Consider the following 18645-nt stretch of genomic DNA (forward strand, 5'->3'; position numbering starts at 1 on the left):
AACGGCTGGCTATCGAAGGTCACCAGGCTTTCGTCGACCTGCACGTCATACTGTTTTTTCTCCGGTGGCAGTGCCAGCATGGACTGCTGTTCCTCCACCCAGTGATCACAGGGGCGGGGCTGGATAGTTTCATGCTTCCGTTGATTGGCCACATCGTACAGCCAGCGCAGGCCGTAATGGTTTGCGGTTTCAACATCGACGGTGAACCCCATCGGGCGCAGGCGTGTCATTAGCGGGATGTAGAAGCTGTTGCGGGTGTACTGCACCATTCGCTCCACCTTGCCTTTAGTCTGTGCCCTGAAGGGGCGACAAAGCCGGGGAGAGAAGCCCATCTCTTTGCCGAACTGCCACAGGGAAGGATGGAACCGGTGCTGTCCGGTCTGGTAAGCATCTCGCTGGAGACCACCGTTTTCATATTGTCTTACAGAACTTCCCGCAGTACACCGCCGAAGAAGCTGAAAGCATTGCGGTGATAGGCTTCCTGCGTGTCGTAGCGCATGTTGTCGGTGAACTTGATGTAAAGCATTCTGCTGTACCCCAGAACAGCAACGAACACATGCAGGGGGGATTTGCCGTTTCGCATGGTCCCCCAGTCAACCTGTATCTGCCGCCCGGGCTCGGTTTCGAAGCGAACGACCGGCTCTGCCTGTACGGGGAGTGTCTGCGAACGGGTGAACTCTCTCAAGATAGTAAGCCCTCCACGATGGCCCAGCTCCATGATTTCCCGGGCAATAACGGTAGCCGGGATTTTGTAGGGATGCGCATCGCTGATCCGCTTAGAGATGTAATCGCGGTATTCATCGAGCAGTGATGATGATGCCGGGCGTGGTGAATACTACGGCTTTTCAGATTTGGCTTTCAGGTGGCTGCGGACAGGATTGCGAGAAATACCCAGTTCCCTGGCAATGGCCCGGATACTCATTCCCCGCTTGTGCAGGACTTTAATTTCCATACGAATCTCAAAAGTGATCATAAGCTCCCCTGTATTCAGAGGAGCAGATTAACCCTTGGATCAATTTTCAACCGCTGGGGTGGATCAGTTTTGCACCGTTGGTAACATTTACAGACCATCTGGTCATTGTAGCTCTGAAGACTACCACTGCATGGAACATCACAAGGGAGGATGCCGCAAAGAAGTCACAGAATGGCACGTGGTATGAATACCACTTGTCCCCCGGTGGAAAAAAAGGAAAATCCGCAAAAAAAAATAGTTTAGAGCTTTATTCTGTTTATTGCTGTGCGATCGAGTATATTTTCATATAAAATCCATTGATTCATCTATTTATGGAGTATTATTCTATTTGTGGGCGGGTTTACGTGAAATGACTCATTTAACTGAATTCCATTGTAGAATGAGTAAGTTAGTAAAGACCCGAAGGGAGTATGGATGGTAATCGTGAATGTTTCTCTGAAGTGCCTGTATAGAATGCTACTACTCTATTTGTTCTTGTTCCCAGTTACTACCCATGCGTCCTGGGCTCCATTATCGACCGTCGACTCCATGGATACCGCCCCTTCAGGCAAGATCAACAGAATTAACATATCGGGTATCCTTTCTGGTGTGAATCACTCCACTGAGCGGCTGGGATGTCCATATGTTGACTATCTTTCTACAGGGAGAGAAGCACCAGAATCTGTAAGAAAAAGGGCCTGTTCTCTTGATGGGGGCCTGTCGATAGTGGAGGGGAGCGGCCAAGGAAATTGGTCGGTACGCAATGCTCCTGTGGCTCTACAGGGAGACCTTTATGATGCAAATGTGCGTACCGTAGGCGAGTTTATAGCCTATCTCTCTGAGACCGGGAAAGTGGGTGATATGCTGACTATCCATACCCTTGGAGCTCAGGAGATCAAGCCTGGACGGGAGAAGGGTTATTGCGCCTATCTGCGTATCAAGGATGCCAATCAAGGAGTGCCAGTAAATAGAGATCCTCGCTGTTACCGTTTAGTGCCTAAAGCCACCACTTGCGAGGCACAGGCTAATACTGATATCGATCATGGAATCGTACTTGCTTCCCAACTATCTAATGGTGAGGTAAAAAAAGAAAATGTTTTAACATATGTCTGTCCCGTTCCAGTAAAATTGCGATTTTATTTGAATGATTCAGGTGCAAGTATTGTATTGCCTCCGCTGGATGGTGTGGGTAAAATAGAAAGTAAACTTTATCTTAATGATCACGATCTGCATAAGGGAGGAGAAGGAGGGGTCTTGTTAAACCTTTCACAGGGATACAATGTGTTAAAGCTACGTTCCGTTCTTAAAGGGAGCGGGGTCGGGAGTTTCAGCGGGAGTGTTGTTTTAATTTCAACCTATGAGTAACATTGCATCGGATTTTTAGGGTATGGTAATAAGCTCATACACCTACCATATGAAAATTTTTATCGACTCCCTGGTTCGGTCAATAGCGATTTTAACACGTTCTAAACCCTCTTAACGGTCCTTCCGAAATCGGCTATAAAAATAGTTAGTACTAACGCAGCGGCAGTAGACATATACTGCCATCAAAACAAGCACTGTTCTAAACCCCCTGGACTGATGCCGTCGAAATGTCTGCGGCATAGAGGTCTGTCATGGACTACAACAATATAACCGAAGATATCGGCCTGGAAGAGGCGCGCCCGGTACAGGTTCAGCTGCATATGACGGCGTACATGGTTTTTACCACAGGACTCCACGAATAAACTCATACCACCATGAACCTGGCGGTAATCGTGCACACCCCCCCTAAACAAACAGGATAGATTTATCCCGCGGAGAAAGGTGGTTATACAGCCGCACATAGCACCCGGCCACGGCGATATTCAGTACCAGACATATCATCACCACTCTCCATACAGAGCGGTTTAATTGATAAAGTGGTACTTCTGTAAGCCCCCGCATAATCGTGCCATTCACATTTAGAGATCATCCGTCATAATCAACCTGCCAACGAAGGAGATCGCTAAGCGTTAAGCCCGTTTTACTGAGTACCAGCTTATATTAGGTCGGTCGAGCTTTTAATTATGTATGCCGGGAGGTCGATATTTATGAGACCACCTTTTACAGGGGGAAGTCCAGAAACGATGGCATGAAGCCTTCCGATATTAAAAGATCAAGGATCTGGACAATGAGAACCGACGCCTCAAACAGACGTTTCAGAGCCTGGCGCTGAAATACGCTATCGAAAAAAGCTTTAAAACCAGCCTGTAACCGTGAGCTGGTTACTCATCCGATGACGACGTTCGGACACATTATCTGTCAGGCCTGCCGGAGTATGCACCTGAGCAGAACGGTTTACCATTACCGCACTGATACCACAAATGACGAACCCGTTATTGTCGCGTTGCAAGCACTGGCCGAGCGATAACCACGATACAGTTTTCCGAAACTTTTCAGGTTCTGCGACGTCAGCGATATCAATGGAATCACAAAAGGCTCCACCGTATAAACTGTCTGCTGAAACTGATTTTTCGCCGTCAAGGTAAACAACGGTTGCCGGTGCGTAATTCCTCGCCACTGGTCTCGCCGGAAGCGCTTAACCAGAGATGGTCTGTCGATTTGATGCATGATGCTCTGGTCTGTGGCTGTCGTTTTCGTACGTTCAATGTCGTTGATGACTTAACCGAGAGACGTTGTCGATTGAAATCGTTCTAAATCTGCCAGCCCAGCGAGTCGTCCGTGTTCCCGACAGGATGGCTGCCCGGTTGTGTTTCGTATGGATAACGGCCCGGATTTGATCTCTTTGGCACTGGCAGAATGGACAGAGAAACAGGCATTAAACTGGAGCTTATCCAGCCGGGTAAACCGACGCAGAACGCTTTCATTGAGCACTGCTTGTCTAATGTAAACCGGGATGTATCATGGAAGGACGAAGGCCGTTCTAAGCCTGTCATCATAAATGGCCGCCACTATTTTTCAATGAATACGACTTTCAAAGACAATATCAGTGTAAATCTTGCCTGTAAGGCAGATTCTGCCAAGTTAATTACATCTTTGGTTCAGCTACCCGTTACGGAAGTACAGATACTCAGTGGGGTTCCACGTTCCCGGAAAAGATAGATCCCGGGCCCGATTACTGTGATAGTCATGTAATAAGTTGTGCCTGGTGCCGACTCGGTTCCCCAAATATTATCCGGTGCGTTGTCATGTATACGTCTGTCAAACCGAGTGTACTTAAGTGCGAAGATGCCGTCTCCGTCTTTGTCACTAAATTCATACCGTACGTCTCTGTCAATAAACATTCGTCCTTTATCAGTATCAATATATCCTCTTTCTGTTCTGAAACCGCTACCATCTGCGTAAAAGTAGAGATGTGTATTTTTATTCACCATCGCTTTATGCTGACGGTCGTACATAAACGCATCAAAACTGCAACTAAGTACCTGACGGTGTACTGGCTTCAGTAAAAACAATACTGCAATTATAAAAAGAAGGGTTAAAAAGGATAACGAAACAATCACCCATTTATCTTTAACGAAATCAGTCATTTTCAGCTCTTAAGATTTTACATTTTTCAGATGTTGGAGACGTTTTTCCAGTACACGCGGCGAGAAAGGTTTCATTTACAGGAGGCGGTAATTTCCGATAGTAAACAGCCGTCTGGTTACTGTCACAGTCGATCCTGAGCATTGATCTTACTTGTTCCGTCTGCACAAACGACGTCACCCATTTTCTACCTTCTTCGCTTTGTTTACCCAGTGCGAAAAAAGTACATTTGCCGAGCGAAAAGTGAGGGTTTAAATGATTTGTGTTCATTTTCAGAGGATTGCGTACATACGCATGAAATAGTATAGACGAAAGTGCCAAAACTGCGGCAGTAAGTATAACTCCGATTAGGATCATCATTTTCCAGGGCTTAACTCGCTGGGAGAAGGATGTCATAACAGGCTCAGGCCGCTCTGCAATGGTCATCGTCGGCTGTAGAGACTCCTGTGAAACATCAATATCCCCTTCAAATAAAAAGCCTGTTTTGGGGATAGTGGAAATGATCTTATCGTTCATTCCCAGTAATCTGAATGCCTTCCTTAATTCACTTATGGCCATGTAGAGATTGTTATTGGACGGAGTCGAGCCGTAGTCCTCCCAGACATGTTTGAGCAAATGCTCACGACTGAGTGTAATTCCGTTGTTTTGTATTAATTCCACGATGAGTCTTGCAGCCTGATTGGAAAGTATGACGTAGCTTTCACTATCCAAATAAAGTGACAATTTCTTCAACTCCGAAGAGAACACGGCTGTTTTGTTTATTATATAAATCATAAAGTTAGCATTCTATGTTTATGTGCAAGTGCATGTGGTTAATTTTCACATAATAAATTTTGATGTCAAACACTGATTGTTACATCGCGAAAATAATAAATTAACTCGAATAGCTTTTTTGGTCCACCATTAATAGAAGAAGATTCTTTTTCATGGTCTATTTTATAATTGTTGCAGAATAAAAAACTATGTATTGATATTTTTTAGTTAAATGTGTTTCAGTGGGCCCTTTGTGATTAATACTGTCCCTGCTCCGACAACGTGGCTCCGTTACAGTTAGGACGGTCGCAACCTAGGATGCATGCTCGGGCATGACATGAACTGTAACACCCGAGCCCGAAGCATAAACGGGAAATAAGCTTTAGCTTGTTCAAGCAAATTAAAGAAATGAAACAAAGGAATAACACTAGTGAAACTGAACCAAATTATGGCTGTAGCAGTGGTCGCTCTGGGTATCTCTTCTGTAGCGCACGCTAACCAGGGCTCTGGTGCTGTAACATTCTCAGGCGCTATTATCGACGCGCCATGCTCTATCAGCCCTGATTCTGTAGACCAGACCGTTGAGCTGGGTCAGGTGGCTAACTCTGCGCTGAAAAATGGCGGCAAATCCATCATGAAACAGTTCACCATTAACCTGGAGAACTGTTCTATTGAAGAGGACAAGTCCAACGTCAGCGTAACCTTCACCGGCGTAGAAGATGAGAACCAGGCTGGCACGTTGAAGATCAACGGCTCAGCATCTGGTGCGAGCGTCGCTATCACTGATAAAGCAGGCGTGCTGCTGCCACTGGGTAAAGCAAGTGAAGCTGTAGCTGTCGCTGAAGGAACTAATAAACTGACCTTTAACGCATATCTGCAGGGCACCTCAGCATCAGCTGTAGTACCGGGTGACTTCACTGCAGTGGCAGACTTCCAGATGTCGTATCAGTAATAACTCCTTCGTACTACTGACGTAAGACACCCTAGTGCAGAAAACATCAGCACTAGGGTGTCTCAACGAAACAGTGAGGGATGAATGAGCGCGGCAAAAATAACATATGCATCCATATTGATGGCGATTATGGCTCTCCCCGACGCATTGTACGCAAACGGCCATAACTGGGGCAGAGGGCAGGTCAGCATGCAGGGCAGTATTATCGATGCAGCATGTGCTATCTCAACAGAAAGTCGCGACCAGACACTTGCGATCGGTACGCATTCTACTGGAAGTCTGAGACGAGGTCAGGAAATATCAAGCAGGTTAACAATAGAACTAATAAATTGCGTTCAGAAACATCCTGACCCTGGCCATCCTGATAATAAACAATTCCAGGTTACCTTCGACGGAGAGGCCGATGGTGAACACTTCAGGATAAGTGGTAACGCAAGAGGCCTGGCTATAGAAATTTCAGATGAGAACGGACATATAGCAAGGCCTGGGAAAGCCCTCCCGCCTGCAAATATTTTTCCGGGGAAGATGACGCTTAATTACAACGTCAAACTGGTTAAAAACACGAAACGAATTATACCCGGTAATTATCACTCAGCCATACGTTTCAAAATGGATTACTTCTGACCGGACTAGTAATCCTCGGCCCAAGAAAATAAAGGTTAAGGTATGATTTTTGCCCAACGTGGGAGGTTATTCCGCGCCCAAGCTCTGGGCTTATGCGTTTCACTGGCGCTAGGTTCGCCCGTTGTTATAGTGCACGCAGCAGAAGATATCGAGTTCAATATCGATGTGCTTGACGTCAACGATCGCGAAAATATCAACCTTAGCCAATTTTCCCGGGCCGGCTACATCATGCCGGGAACTTATGCCATGGTCATTCATGTTAACAAAAACGAATTGCCAGAGCGTCAGATAACGTTTTACCCAGGTATTGATGACTCTAAAAGCAGCCGGGTATGTATTGACCGGGGGCTTGCGGAACAGCTAGGTCTTAAGTCGGATCGCCTAAAAGATCTGACATGGTGGCATGACGGAGAGTGCCTTGACGAAAGCAGTTTGGAAGGTACGGAAGTACGCGGCGAGCTGTCAACGTACTCCCTGCACATAACCATCCCGCAAGCCTATCTCGAATACACTGATGACAATTGGGAACCACCTTCGCGCTGGGATAGTGGGGTCCCTGGGCTGCTACTCGATTATAATCTGAATGCACAGACTCAGAAGCATCTTAAGCAAGGCCAACGTGGGTATTCAGCCAGCGGTAATGGCACCGCTGGCCTGAACGTGGGCGCATGGCGCCTGCGCGCGGACTGGCAGGGTTCTGTCAACCATGAGACTGGCAGCGGGCGGCCTACTCAGCGAAAACTCGAATGGAGTCGCTATTACGCCTACCGTGCTATTCCTTCGCTGCGCTCAAAACTCAGCGTCGGGGAAAACTATCTTGATTCCGGTATGTTTGACAGCTTCCGCTATGCCGGGGTGAGCCTGGTGTCTGATGATAATATGCTACCACCCAATCTTAGAGGATATGCTCCTGAAGTTGTGGGGGTTGCAAAAACTAACGCTCGGGTGATTGTTAGCCAGCAGGGGCGGATTCTTTACGATACACAGGTTGCGGCAGGCCCGTTTCGTATCCGGGATATTAATGACTCGGTTACTGGCCAGCTTGATGTTCGTGTGGAAGAACAGGACGGTAGCGTTGAAGAGTTCACGATGAATACTGCGAATATCCCATACCTCACCCGCCCGGGCTCAGTACGTTATAAAATTGCTGCCGGCAGGCCGTCCGACTGGCGGCATAAAATGAATGGCCCGTGGTTTGGCACTGGCGAATTCTCCTGGGGGGTGAGTAACGGCTGGTCTCTGTACGGTGGTGCCCTAATTGGGGGGGGCTATAATGCTCTTTCCGTAGGTATGGGGCGCGACTTGCTTATGTTTGGTGCGCTGTCATTTGACGCCACCCAGTCGAGTGCAAGCCTGCCAAATGCCCAAGAACGGCTTCAGGGTGGTTCCTATCGGCTGAGTTACTCAAAAAACTTTGATGAATATGACAGCCAGGTCACCTTTGCAGGATACCGTTTCTCTGATAAAGATTTCATGAGCATGAATGAATTCCTGAATGCTCGCGAATCAGGTTTGCGTCAAGGCAATAGTAAAGAAATGTACACTATTACAGTAAACAAACATTTCCGCGACTGGGGGCTGAGTGCTTACCTGAATTACAGTCATAAAACGTACTGGGACCGACCGGCAAATGACAGATACAACCTGACTTTGTCAAATTATTTCGATCTCTGGAATTTACGTAATGTCAGCCTGTCTATGTCAGCCTATCGGGACAAACAAAGGGGTAAAACCGATGATGGCGGCTATTTATCACTAACCATTCCATGGGGCAATAGTTCGACTCTGGGATATACAGCGAATATGGCTCAAAATGAATTATCACATCGCGCGAGCTATTACGACCGTATTAATGAGCACAGTAACTATCAGCTTAGTGCTGGCAACTCTCGCTCAGGGATGAATGGCAGCGCCTATTATAGTCACGACGGCAATCTGGCTCGCCTCAGTGCGAACGCTAGCTATCAGGAAGGCAGTTATAGTGCAGTTGGGCTTTCAGCGCAGGGCGGACTCACCGTCACGCCGGAAGGCGGGGCGTTGCACCGCTCCGGGATGTCCGGCGGGACTCGATTGCTGGTTGATGCTGGCGGAGTAGCAGGGGTACCGGTCAGAGGTTATGGTAACACCTCAGAAACAAACCGCTGGGGTAAAGCTGTAATTGTTGATGTGAACAGTTATTACAAAAATCAGGCAAGTATTGACCTTGATAAACTTAAAGATAACGCAGAGGCTACTAAATCCGTGGTCCAGGCAACCCTAACGGAAGGGGCGATAGGTTACCGAAAATTCGACGTCATTGCAGGTCAAAAAGCGATGGCGGTGATTAAACTGGCTAATGGGAGCGAACCACCTTTCGGTGCGACGGTAATAAACAACCGAAGACAGGAAACAGGGATCGTTAACGATGGTGGCAGTGTATATCTCAGCGGAATTAACGCCGGGGAGACCATGACAGTACACTGGTCGGGTGAGGAACAGTGCAAGATTGAGATGCCATCTCCTTTGCCTGCGGAGATGCATTTAAAGAATCTGCTGTTGCCTTGTACACCAAGCCTAAAATGATTAGCGCCACGGCGCATTTACGGTCGTTCACGATAAACCGGCCGCATTAATACTCCCTGTGTGTCATTAATATGGGGATTTTGGAGAGATATATGAAAAAGACAATACTGACTAACATTTCATCAATGGCCATGCAAACAGTGGCCTTGGCGTCGTTGATCGCACCGCTGTCAGCACAGGCTGCGATCGCCCTTGATCGTACCCGCGTTATCTTTGAAGGGGCGCAAAGCTCCGTCAGTCTTAGCGTCAGTAATCAGAACAAGCAGCTACCTTACCTTGCTCAGGGGTGGATCGAAGACGATAAAGGAAACAAGATCAACAGCCCCCTTACGGTGCTGCCTCCGGTTCAGCGTATTGAACCCGGCAAACCAAGCCAGATAAAAATTCAGGGGCTTCCAGCTACCAAGCAGCTTCCGCAGGACAGGGAAACGTTGTATTACTTCAACCTACGTGAAATTCCGCCGAAGAGCAATAAACCCAACACGTTACAGATTGCACTTCAGACGCGCATAAAAATGTTCTACCGCCCGACTGCGATTGCAATGGATAAGAATGCTACGCCACCCCAGGAAAAGTTAACTCTCCGCACGGATGGCAGCGGTTATACAGTTAATAATCCGACGCCTTACTATGTCACTATCGCAGAAGCTAAGGACAGCAGTGGTAAAACCCTGAAAGGATTCGAACCCGTTATGGTGGCCCCGAAAGACAGTGCGCCACTTGGAGTTAATATTGCAGACGTACCGACACTAACTTATATCAATGATTACGGCGGTCGTCCTGAACTTAAATTCAACTGTAGTGGGAATACCTGTACTGTCTCGTCCTCAAAAAGCAACAGCTAACGGCCCTGATTGACTGCATTAACCTGTTTGTCATATTGACACAAGGATCTGTTCTCGATGAAACAACCTGCGTACATAACTGAACAGTCTCGCGGTCGCTCTGTGACCAGGCAGCTAAAGGCTTCGTGGCTTATCTTCCTGTTCTTTTATTCTGGCGCTTTGCGGGCTGCGGAATCATGGGAGGTTGAAGGCTCTAATGGCCTGCTGTATGTCTACGGGACCCTGACTGAAAGTGCCTGTCGTCTGGAAATGGACAGCCTGCATCAAGATATCAGACTTGAAGACACCGGCACCGGACGTTTGCTTAATACGGGCGATAGCGGGACGCCCGTATTGTTCCGGATTGGATTCAGTGACTGCCTTCGAAGCGATACAGTGAGAGACGGGCGGACAGGGAATATGGTCGAGGCTTTTCTCCAGCCTGTGGTAAAGGTCAGCTTTAGCGGACCACGTGATGAAACCATCCCCGATCTATTTAGCGTCAGAGGCGCATCGGGTCTCGGTCTGCGCATCGCTGACAAGGCCGGGAACAATGTTCTTGCTAACAACATAGGTGCTCCGCTGATTCTTGTTCAAGGGCAGAACTCACTTTATTACAGTGTGGCACCGGTGAGGACTTCAGCGCCACTGGTCGCCGGTAGTTTCTCAGCGGCGATTGATTACAAACTCAGCTACGACTGAAGTCAGGAGAATCACTATGTCCACTGGACTCTCTAAGTCCATTTTTTGCGCGCTGGTCGGGCTCGCATTCCCTGTGCCAGTGTGGGCGCAGACAATCGTCACCGTTAAGGTTACCGTAGTGGAGCCAGCGTCATGTGTCATAAATGACAACAAAACGATAGAGGTGGATTTTGGCACTGTCGTGGGGGCCAGTGTGGACGGAGTAAAATATAAAAAGGCTATTAATTATACCCTCGAGTGTAAAAGCCAGACGACAAACGCCATGAAAATGGCAGTCACCGGGAATCCCGCTTCCTTTGATGACACTGTGCTTATGACGAATATAACGGATTTTGGCATTGCACTTCGGGCGAACGGCGAGAGATTACCGGTTAATGGCTGGTTTAACTTTACTTATCCGGATAAGCCATTGCTTGAGGCTATCCCGGTAAAAAAAGCAGGTTCTAACCCGACAGGGGGTGATTTCCGTGCTGGTGCCACATTAATAATAATTTATCAGTGATGGAAATTATGATGAAAAGCATGATTATTTTGCCTCTCCTGTTTCTGATATATGCAGAAACTGCTTGTGCTGCTGGGGAGATGGCTTTTCGTGGAACGCTACTGGATAGCGTACCGTGTGAGATTAATAACGCCGAAGCGCTTTCTGTCGATTTCGGTGATGTAGGTGTGAATAAAATCGATGGCGAGCGCTATCTGCAGGCATTGTCATTCCCGCTTCACTGCCCAGGCGGGCCTTTCGAAGAGCCATTCCGACTAATGTATTATGGGCAGGCCAGCGATTTTGATCCTGCGGCTCTCAAGACGTCAACTGAGGGGCTAGGAATAAAACTTAAAGCGCAATGCAACGGGCAAGATTTTTGCGAAGTGAAAATCGGCGGAGGGATAGGCATAAGCATGTCCGGGAATGAAGCTCTGCAAATGAACTTTCAGGTTGTACCAGTTAAAAAACAAGGTGCTATGCTTGAAGCTGGTGAGTTCAATGCAAACGCCTCGTTCCGCCTAGAGTATTATTAATAGCCCAAGACTCGATAAAAAGCGTATCGTAATGACCATCACATACGCAGGAGTAATACATATGAAATGCGTGTGGTCTTTGTTTAGTTTTTTATGCGTGGCACCAATGTGCCATGCAATTGCACCGGAAATAAATATCCAGTATCGAGGTGTGCTTGTGGCTGAACCATGTGCCATCCCACCTGGAGAAGAAGAGTTTACGCTCGATGTTGGTGCGATCATAGATAAATACCTTTATGCTGAAAAGAGGACGCCCGGGAAACGATTCCAGATTCGGCTTACCGAATGCGACACGTCTCTTGGTAAAACGGTCAAAATTATGTTTCAGGGGGTAGAGAATTCATCATTACCAGGATTTCTGGCAATCGATGGCAAAAGCAGTGCTCGTGGGATCGCTGTTGGTTTAGAGACGCCTGAAGGTATCCAGCTCCCGATCAACACATACGGTGCAAAGCTTGCTCTGGAACCTGGAAGTAATGTCATTCCTTTTAATGTATATATTCAAGGTGAGCCTCAGGCAATCATGAGTAAAAATATAACGCTCGGTGATTTCTCCGCAACAGCAACATTCGCCTTAGAATACGAATGATATTTGTTTTTGGTAACAGGCCTGAAGTGGTTTGGTCCGTAAATATCGCCGCTGAATATTGGTGCTACGACCTTTAAATACATAACTAAATGTTAGGAGATTGCCTGCATATTAGATGTGCAGCGGGTTTCCTGCGCACTTTTTACATAATCAAATAGTGGATTCCGATAGTGATGTCTCCTTTTATTATTGCAATCGATCATAACGATAATTATTTATCACAAGGCCTGAGGTACATACTAATAAATTTTTTCCATCGCTGGAAGCGGGAAGTTTCTTTTACGAGTATTGAACATAAAGAATATGCCGATTTGATTATCGCCAGCGAAGAACGGATCCGCGATATTCGTCCGTGTTTTAACAAACATAACCCTCTGAAACTAATAACCATCAGGTGGGATTATGGCTCACGAAATGAAAAACGACGTATCTGCAATACAGAGGTCGGTTCCTTCAGCCGGAGCGACATGCCTGAAGTCTTGCTGCGACTGGTAAAGCTGGCGTGCGCAGGGAAAAAGGATGATGCCGTGTCTTTCAGGCGATGTCTGTGTTGCAGCACAGCACTGAGTAGCAAGGAAAGGGTTGTCTTACAGGGCGTTTCTGAGGGGCGAACACTAGCCACGATGGCCCGTAATCTCAATGTCAGTGTGCAAAGCATTAGCCGTTATAAACGCAGTGCAATGGAAAAGTTGGGATTTGCTCGTGATCATGAGCTGTATATCTGGTTCCGCCTGGGGGGGTTGGACACCATTTCTGAGAGGTTTACATGGCGATGAAAAAACGTATGCGAACATACCTTCGGGTTGTAAAGGTGTCTACGCTCCTGCTTATGTTAACCGGGTGTGTCGGCAAGCAATCAGCAGGTGAGCCGCAGACAGAATCTGCCCGCCTCCAGCTTTGCCAGAAGGAGCTTGAAGGGCTCAAAACCGTGGTGCCGAAGGAATATAATAACTACCGTCACGATTTCGATCGGTTGATGCAGGGAGCGGCTCAGTATTCCAGTCTTAGAGCAGTCGTCGGTGGTGAAACCCGTTATACCGTCGATGCCCTGTATGTCTATAAAGTCAACCTGTTGTGTGCTGGGATAGGACAGAGGATGCTGACCGGGCTCGCTGAGAGAGGGGAACGCACATTATGAAACGCCCTGAAGGAGACTCACGCATCTGTCTCCCTGCTCTGTTGGTGGGACTGCTGATAATAGGGGCTTCTGTACATGCAGATGAAGGGGTACCTGCGCTACTCCGGTTTGCAGAAGAGTATCAGAAGAAAAATCCGGTAAGGGATCTTTCTCCTACACTAAAGCCACAAGAACCTTCGCCTCCCCAGGCGGAGCCGGTAAAGTCCCGGACGAGTTCTTCTGTCAGCCATATGCCGGTGGCACCGGAGCGTAAGGACGTAGGAAACCGGATGAAGGCCCTTCAGTCCCGGCTGGTTAAACAGCAAAGCTCCATCGCTCAGCTTGAAGATAAACTCAGGGTTCTCCAGCAAACTGTCAATACTCAGGAACAGTCACTTACAGAGGCCAGGCAGAAACTAAAAGGAGCAAGGATGTCTGGAAATAATGAGCATGACATCCACGCAAAGAGTTTAGGACGTATTGTACAAACCTTACGTAAGGCTTTTACCGGTTCACCCGATGAGAAAGAGTTACGTCGGTTGGTACTAACGTCTCATGAGAATGAGAAACACCTCTCTTTACAGCTTGCTGAGAGTCAGGCGTTGACTGCTGCGCTGAAAAAACAACTCCGTGAACAGCAGAAAAGTCATGAGAAGAACATTCAGGAAATCACTCTCAAGGATCAGGCGAGCAATGAAATGCAAGCTATCGTGAGCGAACTACGTCAGAAGCTTTCGGATGAACAGCGCGCCCTTACAACAATTAAGGAAGCGAATGCTAAGCTTCATGAACAGGGCAGAGCGTTAGAAACCGCACTTAATGCACTTAAGGCTACCCACGCACAGGTAGAATATGAGTCGCAACAAAAGGATAGTGAGATCACAGCGTTGAAAGAAGCCAGTCAGTCTGTCACGAGTAAAGCCTCAAGCGGAACCTCGGATACCCCCATACTGGAAAAACAGATACAGGCATTAAAAAAGGAAAACGCTGAACTTGTAGCCTTTAAAAAAGGGGTGATTGCTACTGATAACGAATTTAGTGTTCTTAAACTAAAAGCAGAAGCTATTACATCAGAAAAAGCATTACTTGAGGAACAAGTAGAAGTTCTCAGAAACGAAAATGCGGAACTGAACCTTCTGAAATATAGCGAGAACGCCTTAATTAGTGAGCTGGCTGCGCTTAAAGAAAAGGAAAAAAAATTATATGCTGAAAAATCTGACCTTGAAAAACAGATCCAGTTAATAAGAAATGAAAGCAGCGAAAAGCCTATACCGCCGAAAAAAATGATAACGACAGAAGCGCTGAAAAAAGAGTCTGTGCGTAGAAATTATGCCGAGGGAAGTATGTTAGGTCGGGATATATTGAATCTTTTGGAAGAACGTACTAACTGGGGAATTGCTATCGACAGAAACACCCTGCTGGCAGGTATCATTGATACGATCGAAGGAAACCTCCGCATCAGCCCGGGTGAATACCAGGCTGCCTTGGTTGAATCAGAACGCCTAGTTTTAAGCGCCAGGGATAAGATCAGGAAAACGCAACAGAGTGCTGGCGAGGCCTTTATTCGGGATTTTGAAAGCCAGGAAGGGGTTAAGAAGTCTTCTTCCGGCTTCTGGTATAAGGTTGATTATGAGGGAGACATGCCGGTTCCTGAGCATGCTACTGTGGATATTGTCGTTAAGGAAAGTCTTACTGATGGGCTGGTCATTCAGGATATGGATCTAAGCGGAAAAGTCCTTTCTCAGCCCATTAATGATTTTCCTCCGCTGTTCCGTGAGGCCATTGGTTATCTCAAAAACCATGGTTCAATTACTCTGGTTGTTCCCCCGGAACTGGCCTATGGTGAAGTTGGATATCCACCTCACATACCGCCGGATGCTACAATGGTGTATGTGCTTCGTATTGAGAATATCACACCTGCGTCAGAGAATAATTGAAAAAAAGATAGTACTCATAGGGTGCTATCTTTATTTTGATCCGCATATACTTAACCGCAAAAGTGATCTGCTCCCTGTTGATTAATACACACCGATGTCAGTAATGTCTTTATAAACCACATGAGGACATCCCCATGAAGAAGTGTTTTTCCGACGAACAGATCATCAGTATTCTCCGTGAGGCTGAAGCCGGGGTTTCTGCCCGGGAACTCTGCCGTAAGCACGCTATTTCAGACGCCACTTCCTACAGCTGGCGCAAGAAGTCTGGTGGCATGGAAGTTCCTGAGGTAAAGCGGCTTAAGTCGCCTGAAGAACAGAACGCCCGATTCAAGAAGTTACTTGCCGAAGCCATACTGGATAAGGAGGCGCTTCAGATGGCTCTTGGGCGAAAGTACTGACGACAGGCCAGAAGCGGGAAGCCGTGGTGGTGATGTGTGATGCGACCGGTCTGTCGCAACGTCGTGCCTGCAGGCTTACAGGTTTGTCTCTTTCGACCTGCCGTTATGATGCTCAGCGTCCATCTTCTGATGCGCATTTATCAGGGCGTATCACTGAACTGGCGCTTGAACGCCGACGTTTTGGTTATCGGCGCATCTGGCAGTTGCTGCGCAGGGAGGGCCTTCACGTCGATCACAAGCGGGTATACCGTATTTACCACCTTAATGGACTGAGCGTAAAACGCAGACGACGCCGTAAAGGGCTGGCGACCGAACGGTTTCCGCTTCTGCGCCCGGATGCGCCGAACCTGACATGGTCGATGGATTTCGTTATGGTCGCTCTGGCCAACGGTCGCAGGATCAGGTTCCTGACCTGTGCGGATGATTTCACGAAGGCGTGTCTGACGTTCACCGCTGCTTTCGGTATTTCAGGCGTTCAGGTCACGCGTATTCTGGACAGCATCGCGCTGTTTCCGGGCTATCCGACGACGATAAGAACCGATCAGGGACCGGAGTTCACCTGTCGCGCACGGGATCAATGGGCCTATGAGCATGGCGTGGAACTGCGTCTTATCCAGCCGGGCAAGCCGGCTCAGAACGGATTTATTGAGAGTTTTAACGGACGATTCAGAGATGAGTGCCTGAACGAGCACTGGTTCAGCGATATTGTTCATGCCAGGAAAACGATTAATGACTGGCGACTGGATTATAACGAGTGCCGTCCACATTCTTCGCTGAACTACCAGACTCCGGCTGAATTTGCAGCGGACTGGAGAAACGGGAAATATGAAGAAAAAACAACCGACATTACTAGCTGAAGGTTGTATCTAATCTTTGCGGCAGGTCATTATCTGCCTGTAAGAATGGATATGTGAGGTTGGTTAAATTTATTGATTTTTTATTTTAAGCTTGAATACGGCTTTTTAGCAAGGCGGGAGGTTGTATAAGTAAATACAAAGTGTGTTAATTTCTCTCAGTTCTGCTGGTCGTTAATAAATGATAATTATGTTCTAAAGTTTTATCAATATAATGTTTATAGTTCGATATGTATTTTACAGCCCAGGTGGTTGGAGAATGATGGCACTCTTTTGACCACCAATGGGCTGAATACTTATAAAGAGAGGATTATTACAGCAAGCGTTATTGCAGCAATTCCAAACCAACCCAAGGGTTTAAGCTTATGACCGAAGAAAATACGGCCAAGAGCTGCGGTACCGGTAACACCAATAGCTCCCCACATGGCATAAGCCACGGCGAGGTCCATTGTTCTGACTGCCTGGCCTAAAAGCGCAAATGCTATCCAGACAAGTAGAATGGCACCCATGCCCCATCTGACGTAGGAAAAACCCCTGGATTTTACAATCATCATATTTGCAAAGATATCAATGATTGCTGATAAAATCACAAAACCAATTGCCGATGCAGTCATTATTCATGCTCCTCGCCGAGTGTCACACACGTTATCCCGATAATGGCGATAACAATACCCACAAATTCACTTGTAGTAAGGCTATCTTTGAAAATATAAACACCGATAATTGATAATAATATCAGGCCAACACCTTCCCATATAGCATAAGCGACTCCAACGCCAATCTTTCGAATGGAAAGCGCAAGGAAATAGTACGATATGGCTAAGGCCAGCGCCATGATTATGTACCCCAGGTAACCGCCATTACGTGCTGCGGAGGTCATGAAAGAGGTACCTATTACTTCGGCTACTATAGCTAATACAAGGAATGCCCATGAAAGTAATCTACTATTTTTAACGTTCTCTGTTGAGTTCATTGAATCCTCCATAACCAGTCTTATCATGAAATGAATTTAGTATTACTGTTGTAACGTGAAAGTTTCTGAAATCTCCTTGTTAGAGTAGATGAGCAATTCATTGTTTGCCAAAAAAGAGGCCTCTTTACAGGGGCGAAGCTGGCCTATAGCCACAGAGCAAAGATAGATTGTGCAACTTAATAAATAAGTTACTTCCCCTTCCATTAAATCTTACCTAACTCTTATGGTCTTTGAAATGTCAGTTGCAAAAAAATAGGAACTTTCCAGGATTTTATATGTTAATTAGTTCTGGGATATCAAACGCCAAACCCGTTGGATTAACTTTGCATATATGTTCAGCCAATATATCGATTAATGTCACTTTATAATCCAGACAGGCCATTAAGTAAGTGTGATTTAAAGTAAAGGTTTTCATATGCAAGTATGGTTTTGCATAGAAACCAATCGTTTATTAGTTAGTGTTAGGTTTGTTAATGTCAGGATGGTTTTATCCTCGAGTCTGCACCAAGTGCGCCTAACTCACTTCGTAAGCGTGGTTTTTTGGCTCGGGGCTAATAAATAAGACCGTCTGGCGTTTCGCAAAGCAAACAATATTCATTGTCTATTTTTAATTATAAACTAAGTGTGAATTATCCGAAAAATAGGGTTATCTTGTTTACACACAGTCCCAGATATTTATCATACGTACTTGCCAACGAGGAAAGTGGTTCTCCATGTGTGCATTGTGATGCGTGTGTATTGAATGATTGACTTTGTCATGGTGGATATTTGCTCTGGGTTTAAGTCGATGACGGGATTACCTTGAGATGTCCGTTGCAAGTATTCACCAGTTTTTTTGTGAGGGGAAGTGTTTTATTGCGGAAATCAATCATGTGGGGCAA

The 18645-nt window shown here is 46.8% G+C and carries 17 protein-coding genes and 2 pseudogenes; 14 read left to right on the forward strand and 5 right to left on the reverse strand.

Annotation, left to right across the window (positions count from 1 at the left end):
• Positions 1-973: pseudogene (gene istA / locus BJP35_RS11795) on the reverse strand (IS21 family transposase); the annotation flags it as partial.
• 528 nt (positions 974-1501) lie between these two features.
• Here istA and BJP35_RS11800 point away from each other — a divergent pair.
• Positions 1502-2317: a hypothetical protein gene (locus BJP35_RS11800; protein ID WP_143349621.1), complete on the forward strand. Its 816-nt coding sequence runs from the start codon at positions 1502-1504 to the stop codon at positions 2315-2317.
• Positions 2318-2974: 657 nt separating this feature from the next.
• A pseudogene (locus tag BJP35_RS24220) lies at positions 2975-3805 on the forward strand (DDE-type integrase/transposase/recombinase); the annotation flags it as partial.
• 170 nt (positions 3806-3975) lie between these two features.
• Here BJP35_RS24220 and BJP35_RS24420 read toward each other — a convergent pair.
• On the reverse strand, positions 3976-4464 hold the full coding sequence (locus BJP35_RS24420; RefSeq protein WP_086463137.1) for a hypothetical protein: 489 nt from the start codon (positions 4462-4464) through the stop codon (positions 3976-3978).
• The gene (locus BJP35_RS11815) at positions 4457-5236 is read right to left on the reverse strand and encodes a winged helix-turn-helix domain-containing protein (RefSeq protein WP_086463138.1); all 780 of its coding nucleotides are present in this window, start codon (positions 5234-5236) and stop codon (positions 4457-4459) included. Before BJP35_RS11815 ends, BJP35_RS24420 begins: the two co-directional genes overlap by 8 nt.
• Positions 5237-5645: 409 nt before the next feature.
• On the opposite strand from BJP35_RS11815, the gene BJP35_RS11820 reads away from it, so the two are divergent.
• The 12 genes from BJP35_RS11820 to BJP35_RS11875 all read left to right on the forward strand — a co-directional run bounded on the left by BJP35_RS11820 (position 5646) and on the right by BJP35_RS11875 (position 16794).
• Positions 5646-6167: a fimbrial protein gene (locus BJP35_RS11820; RefSeq protein WP_086463139.1), complete on the forward strand. Its 522-nt coding sequence runs from the start codon at positions 5646-5648 to the stop codon at positions 6165-6167.
• A gap of 84 nt (positions 6168-6251) precedes the next feature.
• Positions 6252-6791 carry a fimbrial protein gene (locus BJP35_RS11825; protein WP_256971743.1) on the forward strand — a complete coding sequence of 180 codons (540 nt, stop codon included), beginning with the start codon at positions 6252-6254 and terminating at the stop codon, positions 6789-6791.
• A gap of 42 nt (positions 6792-6833) precedes the next feature.
• Positions 6834-9353 carry an outer membrane usher protein gene (locus BJP35_RS11830; protein WP_086463140.1) on the forward strand — a complete coding sequence of 840 codons (2520 nt, stop codon included), beginning with the start codon at positions 6834-6836 and terminating at the stop codon, positions 9351-9353.
• A 92-nt stretch (positions 9354-9445) separates the two neighbouring features.
• Positions 9446-10198 carry a fimbria/pilus periplasmic chaperone gene (locus BJP35_RS11835; protein WP_373419690.1) on the forward strand — a complete coding sequence of 251 codons (753 nt, stop codon included), beginning with the start codon at positions 9446-9448 and terminating at the stop codon, positions 10196-10198.
• Positions 10199-10255: 57 nt separating this feature from the next.
• Entirely contained in the window at positions 10256-10879 is a 624-nt protein-coding gene (locus tag BJP35_RS11840; protein ID WP_256971745.1) for a fimbrial protein, read from the forward strand.
• Between the two features lie 16 nt (positions 10880-10895).
• The gene (locus BJP35_RS11845; protein ID WP_086463141.1) at positions 10896-11381 is read left to right on the forward strand and encodes a fimbrial protein; all 486 of its coding nucleotides are present in this window, start codon (positions 10896-10898) and stop codon (positions 11379-11381) included.
• A gap of 11 nt (positions 11382-11392) precedes the next feature.
• Positions 11393-11896 (forward strand): fimbrial protein, encoded by a 504-nt coding sequence (locus BJP35_RS11850; RefSeq protein ID WP_179193656.1) that lies wholly within the window; start codon positions 11393-11395, stop codon positions 11894-11896.
• Positions 11897-11957: 61 nt separating this feature from the next.
• The gene (locus BJP35_RS11855) at positions 11958-12485 is read left to right on the forward strand and encodes a fimbrial protein (protein WP_086463143.1); all 528 of its coding nucleotides are present in this window, start codon (positions 11958-11960) and stop codon (positions 12483-12485) included.
• Between the two features lie 173 nt (positions 12486-12658).
• Entirely contained in the window at positions 12659-13261 is a 603-nt protein-coding gene (locus BJP35_RS11860) for a LuxR C-terminal-related transcriptional regulator (protein ID WP_086463144.1), read from the forward strand.
• Positions 13252-13623: a hypothetical protein gene (locus tag BJP35_RS11865; RefSeq protein WP_086463145.1), complete on the forward strand. Its 372-nt coding sequence runs from the start codon at positions 13252-13254 to the stop codon at positions 13621-13623. Before BJP35_RS11860 ends, BJP35_RS11865 begins: the two co-directional genes overlap by 10 nt.
• A complete protein-coding gene (locus tag BJP35_RS11870; RefSeq protein ID WP_086463146.1) occupies positions 13620-15539 on the forward strand; it encodes an FKBP-type peptidyl-prolyl cis-trans isomerase N-terminal domain-containing protein in 1920 nt (639 codons plus the stop codon). The genes BJP35_RS11865 and BJP35_RS11870 overlap by 4 nt, the downstream gene beginning before the upstream one ends.
• Positions 15540-15673: 134 nt before the next feature.
• Positions 15674-16794, forward strand: a protein-coding gene (locus tag BJP35_RS11875) for an IS3 family transposase (protein ID WP_143349623.1) whose coding sequence is annotated in 2 segments (ribosomal slippage) — positions 15674-15932 and positions 15932-16794 — 1122 coding nt in all. Because the reading frame shifts where the segments join, the coding sequence is not laid out codon by codon here.
• A gap of 293 nt (positions 16795-17087) precedes the next feature.
• Here BJP35_RS11875 and BJP35_RS11880 read toward each other — a convergent pair.
• On the reverse strand, positions 17088-17405 hold the full coding sequence (locus tag BJP35_RS11880) for a multidrug efflux SMR transporter (protein ID WP_086463147.1): 318 nt from the start codon (positions 17403-17405) through the stop codon (positions 17088-17090).
• Positions 17405-17764, reverse strand: coding sequence for an SMR family transporter (locus tag BJP35_RS11885; protein WP_086463148.1), 360 nt, complete (start codon positions 17762-17764; stop codon positions 17405-17407). The genes BJP35_RS11880 and BJP35_RS11885 overlap by 1 nt, the downstream gene beginning before the upstream one ends.
• Positions 17765-18645 lie beyond the last annotated feature (881 nt).

This window comes from Enterobacter sp. J49, assembly GCF_002148625.1.
GTDB classification, from domain to species: domain Bacteria; phylum Pseudomonadota; class Gammaproteobacteria; order Enterobacterales; family Enterobacteriaceae; genus Enterobacter; species Enterobacter ludwigii.

Coding starts and splice junctions, on each gene's coding strand:
- BJP35_RS11800 (WP_143349621.1), top strand. CDS start 1,502: ATGGATACCGCCCCTTCAGGCAAGATCAACAGAATTAACATATCGGGT.
- BJP35_RS24420 (WP_086463137.1), bottom strand. CDS start 4,464: ATGACTGATTTCGTTAAAGATAAATGGGTGATTGTTTCGTTATCCTTT.
- BJP35_RS11815 (WP_086463138.1), bottom strand. CDS start 5,236: ATGATTTATATAATAAACAAAACAGCCGTGTTCTCTTCGGAGTTGAAG.
- BJP35_RS11825 (WP_256971743.1), top strand. CDS start 6,252: ATGAGCGCGGCAAAAATAACATATGCATCCATATTGATGGCGATTATG.
- BJP35_RS11830 (WP_086463140.1), top strand. CDS start 6,834: ATGATTTTTGCCCAACGTGGGAGGTTATTCCGCGCCCAAGCTCTGGGC.
- BJP35_RS11835 (WP_373419690.1), top strand. CDS start 9,446: ATGAAAAAGACAATACTGACTAACATTTCATCAATGGCCATGCAAACA.
- BJP35_RS11840 (WP_256971745.1), top strand. CDS start 10,256: ATGAAACAACCTGCGTACATAACTGAACAGTCTCGCGGTCGCTCTGTG.
- BJP35_RS11845 (WP_086463141.1), top strand. CDS start 10,896: ATGTCCACTGGACTCTCTAAGTCCATTTTTTGCGCGCTGGTCGGGCTC.
- BJP35_RS11850 (WP_179193656.1), top strand. CDS start 11,393: ATGAAAAGCATGATTATTTTGCCTCTCCTGTTTCTGATATATGCAGAA.
- BJP35_RS11855 (WP_086463143.1), top strand. CDS start 11,958: ATGAAATGCGTGTGGTCTTTGTTTAGTTTTTTATGCGTGGCACCAATG.
- BJP35_RS11860 (WP_086463144.1), top strand. CDS start 12,659: ATGTCTCCTTTTATTATTGCAATCGATCATAACGATAATTATTTATCA.
- BJP35_RS11865 (WP_086463145.1), top strand. CDS start 13,252: ATGGCGATGAAAAAACGTATGCGAACATACCTTCGGGTTGTAAAGGTG.
- BJP35_RS11870 (WP_086463146.1), top strand. CDS start 13,620: ATGAAACGCCCTGAAGGAGACTCACGCATCTGTCTCCCTGCTCTGTTG.
- BJP35_RS11880 (WP_086463147.1), bottom strand. CDS start 17,405: ATGACTGCATCGGCAATTGGTTTTGTGATTTTATCAGCAATCATTGAT.
- BJP35_RS11885 (WP_086463148.1), bottom strand. CDS start 17,764: ATGAACTCAACAGAGAACGTTAAAAATAGTAGATTACTTTCATGGGCA.